The sequence below is a fragment of the Nocardiopsis sp. TNDT3 genome (genome assembly GCF_003427465.1).
GTDB lineage: Bacteria > Actinomycetota > Actinomycetes > Streptosporangiales > Streptosporangiaceae > Nocardiopsis > Nocardiopsis dassonvillei.
On record NZ_QPFC01001328.1, the window covers coordinates 1 to 3,986 of the forward strand.

Genomic DNA, 3,986 nt, shown 5'->3' on the forward strand with positions numbered 1-3,986 from the left:
GCTCGGACCCGCCGCGGCGGTGTGCGCTCCCTCCCCCGTACCCGGCCAGGAACCCGTCCCCCGTCCCGGCCGGTCGGGCCCTCGAATCGCGCCTACTCGGGCCGGTGCTCGGCCTCCTCCTGCTTGATCCGGTGCAGCGGGGTGTCGTGCGGCTCCTCGGGCTCGGCCCGGGGCGTGTCGAGGACGACGTCGCTCATCAGGTCGAAGACCAGGGCCACGACGGCCGCCGCCACCAGCAGGACCGCGGCGACCACCAGCAGGACCACGGACATCCCCATGGCGACGCCGACCCCGCCCACGACGAACCCGACGCACGCCAGCAGGACCGCCGCCCACGACGACACGCGCCCGCGATGGCTGTTGCTCGGTGCGAGACTGCCGCCCTGGTGCTGGAAGCCCCGGATGCGCCCGAAACGGCTGTCGCTGTCGGGATGCTCCTTCTCCCAGGCCAGCGCCGGGTCGTCGGCCACCGGGTCGCGCCGCAGTACGGGCGACTCCCCGACGGCCTCCTTGGCCACGTCGTCGGGAGAACGCGGGGAGGGGGCCGACATGTCCCTCGCCTCACGGCCCTCGCCGCCCCGTGCCCCGCGGTCCTTCTTGTCTCGGTTCGTTCGCATGGTGATCCCCCCTGGGAACACGTTCGCGTCCGGTCCGTCCGCGGCCGTTCGGCCGCGGTGCGACCTCCTACCACGTGCCTACCCACGAAAGCCGGGAGCCATCGGCGCCCACGCCGAAAGCGAGGGGGGCGGTCGGCGTACGCGACCGGCGCCCCGTCCGCGCCGGTATCCGATCCCCCCTGGTACCGGGACGTCGCCAAAAACCTTCCGAACCCTCTGCCAGGTCTGTGACATGCGGGAACATATCGGTTGGTTCTCTTCGTTGCGCACAGGGAAACGTGCGGACGGGCCGCTCCACCTGAGAGGGTGGGCGTAGGGTTCGTGTCCTCTAGGATGTAGGGCCGAGGGCCCAGGAACCCCCGCCGTCCTCCGCGGCCACGGGAAAGCGGTCAGCGGGCCTAGATCTGAACTCCACGTGGGTGGAGCCAACCGCGATCTGCGAGGAGCGCATAGGAAGTGCCAGGGATACTCGACAAGCTCCTGCGCGCGGGTGAGGGAAAGATCCTGCGCCGACTCAACAAGCTGAAGGACCAGGTCAACTCGCTCGAGGAAGACTACGTCGACCTCACCGACGAGGAGCTGCGCGACCTCACCGGGGAGTACAAGGAGCGCTACGAGGACGGGGAGTCCCTGGACGACCTGCTCCCGGAGGCCTTCGCCACCGTCCGGGAGGCGGCCAAGCGCACCCTGGGCCAGCGCCACTTCGACGTCCAGATCATGGGCGGCGCCGCGCTGCACCTCGGCAACATCGCCGAGATGAAGACCGGTGAGGGCAAGACCCTGACCGGCACCCTCGCGGTCTACCTCAACGCGCTCGCGGGCAAGGGCGTCCACGTCATCACGACCAACGACTACCTGGCCAAGCGCGACGCCCAGAACATGGGCCGCATCTACCACTTCCTCGGCCTCGAGGTCGGCGTCGTCGGACCGCAGATGACCGCGGCCGACCGCCGCAGCGCCTACCAGGCCGACATCACCTACGGCACGAACAACGAGTTCGGCTTCGACTACCTGCGCGACAACATGGCGCTCTCGCTCAAGGACACCGTCCAGCGCGAGCACTACTTCGCCCTGGTCGACGAGGTCGACTCCATCCTCATCGACGAGGCCCGCACCCCGCTGATCATCAGCGGCCCCTCGGAGCAGAACTCCCGGTGGTACGCCGAGTTCGCCAAGATCGCCCCGCGCCTCAAGCGCGAGGAGGACTACGAGGTCGACGAGAAGAAGCGCACCGTCGGCATCACCGAGTCCGGCGTGGCCAAGGTCGAGGACTGGCTGGGCATCGACAACCTCTACGAGGCCGTCAACACCCCGCTCATCAGCTTCCTCAACAACTCGCTCAAGGCCAAGGAGCTGTACAAGCGGGACAAGGAGTACATCGTCAAGGACGGTGAGGTCCTCATCGTCGACGAGTTCACCGGCCGCGTCCTCGCGGGCCGCCGCTACAACGAGGGCATGCACCAGGCCATCGAGGCCAAGGAGCGCGTCAAGATCAAGGACGAGAACCAGACTCTCGCCAAGGTCACCCTCCAGAACTACTTCCGCCTCTACGAGAAGCTCGCCGGCATGACCGGTACCGCCCAGACCGAGGCGGCGGAGTTCACCCAGACCTACAACGTCGGCGTGGTGCCCATCCCCACCAACAAGCCGATGGTCCGCCAGGACGTCAAGGACGTCGTCTACAAGCACGAGGACGCCAAGTTCCAGGCGCTCGCCGAGGACATCGCCGAGCGCCACGAGGCCGGGCAGCCCGTCCTGGTCGGTACCACCAGCGTCGAGAAGTCCGAGCTGCTGTCCCGGATGCTCAAGCGCGAGGGCGTGCCCCACGAGGTCCTCAACGCCAAGAACCACGCCCGTGAGGCCGCGATCATCGCCCGCGCGGGCAAGCTCGGCGCGGTCACCGTCGCCACCAACATGGCCGGTCGCGGTACCGACATCATGCTGGGCGGCAACCCCGACTTCCTCGCCGACGAGGAGCTCCAGGGCCGCGGACTGAGCCCGCTGGAGACCCCCGAGGAGTACGAGGCCGCCTGGCCCGAGGCGCTGGAGAAGGCCAAGGCCGACTACGAGGAGGAGCACGAGAAGGTCGTCGAGGCCGGCGGCCTGTACGTGCTCGGCACCGAGCGCCACGAGTCGCGGCGCATCGACAACCAGCTCCGCGGCCGCTCCGGCCGCCAGGGCGACCCCGGCATCTCCCGCTTCTACCTCTCCCTCCAGGACGACCTGCTGCGCCTGTTCAACAGCAGCCGTCTGGAGGCGTTCATGAACCAGCTGAACATCCCGGACGACCAGCCCATCGAGTCCGGCATGGTCAGCAAGGCGATCGCCTCCGCGCAGGGCCAGGTCGAGACGCAGAACTTCGAGATCCGCAAGAACGTCCTCAAGTACGACGAGGTCCTCAACCGCCAGCGCAAGGTCATCTACGCCGAGCGCCGCAAGGTCCTGGAGGGCCAGGACCTGCGCGACCAGGTCATGAGCATGCTGGAGGAGGTCCTGCGCGGCTACGTCGTGGAGGAGACCGCCAGCGGCGACCCCAGCGACTGGGACCTCGACAAGCTCTGGCGGGCGTTCAAGCAGGTCTACCCGATCAGCTTCACCGTCGACGAGTTCATCGAGGAGAACGGCGACCTGCACACGCTGACCACCGAGGTGATCGCGGACCGCGTGGTGGAGGACGCCAACACCGCCTACGAGGCCCGCGAGGCCGAGCTGGGCGAGGAGGCCATGCGCGAGGTCGAGCGCCGGGTCATCCTCCAGGTCATGGACCGCAAGTGGCGTGAGCACCTCTACGAGATGGACTACCTCCAGGAGGGCATCGGGCTGCGCGCCATGGCGCAGCGCAACCCGCTGATCGAGTTCCAGCGCGAGGGATTCGACATGTTCCAGCAGATGCTGGAGGCCATCAAGGAGGAGTCCGTCGGCTACCTCTTCAACGTCGAGGTGCAGGTCCGCAAGAAGGAGGAGCCCGCCCTCACCACCGCCGCCGCGGCCAAGACCGCCGCGGCAGTCGGCGGCTCCGCCAGCGCGACCGCCGTCGCGACCGCGGTGGAGGAGGACGAGGAGGTCCAGGACGCCGCCTCCCCGGTGGAGGAGGCCGAGCCCGCCGAGGACGTGGTCGTCCCCGGCTTCGGCGAGGGCCAGCCCAACCGGCTCCAGTACTCCGCGCCGAGTGAGGACGGCACCGTCGAGCGCCACAGCGAGACGGCCGACGAGTACTCCGGCACGGCGCGCAACGCGCCCTGCCCGTGCGGCTCCGGCAAGAAGTACAAGAAGTGCCACGGCGACCCGGCCGCCAAGTAGGCGGACGGTAGGCCCCGGCGGCAGCCGGAACGAAACGCGCTCGGGCGCGGCTCCCACGGGGGCCGCGCC

2 protein-coding genes are annotated in these 3,986 nt (G+C 69.0%); one reads left to right on the plus strand and one right to left on the minus strand.

Features of this window, described 5'->3' with window-relative positions:
• Positions 1-92: 92 nt before the first annotated feature.
• Entirely contained in the window at positions 93-617 is a 525-nt protein-coding gene (locus DQW06_RS27445; RefSeq protein ID WP_013154744.1) for a hypothetical protein, read from the minus strand.
• 456 nt (positions 618-1,073) lie between these two features.
• Here DQW06_RS27445 and secA point away from each other — a divergent pair, with 456 nt between their 5' ends.
• On the plus strand, positions 1,074-3,917 hold the full coding sequence (secA, locus tag DQW06_RS27450; protein ID WP_013154743.1) for a preprotein translocase subunit SecA: 2,844 nt from the start codon (positions 1,074-1,076) through the stop codon (positions 3,915-3,917).
• Positions 3,918-3,986 lie beyond the last annotated feature (69 nt).

Bases quoted from the DNA above. Each gene is read 5' to 3' on its own strand.
- DQW06_RS27445 (WP_013154744.1), bottom strand. From the start codon at position 617: ATGCGAACGAACCGAGACAAGAAGGACCGCGGGGCACGGGGCGGCGAG.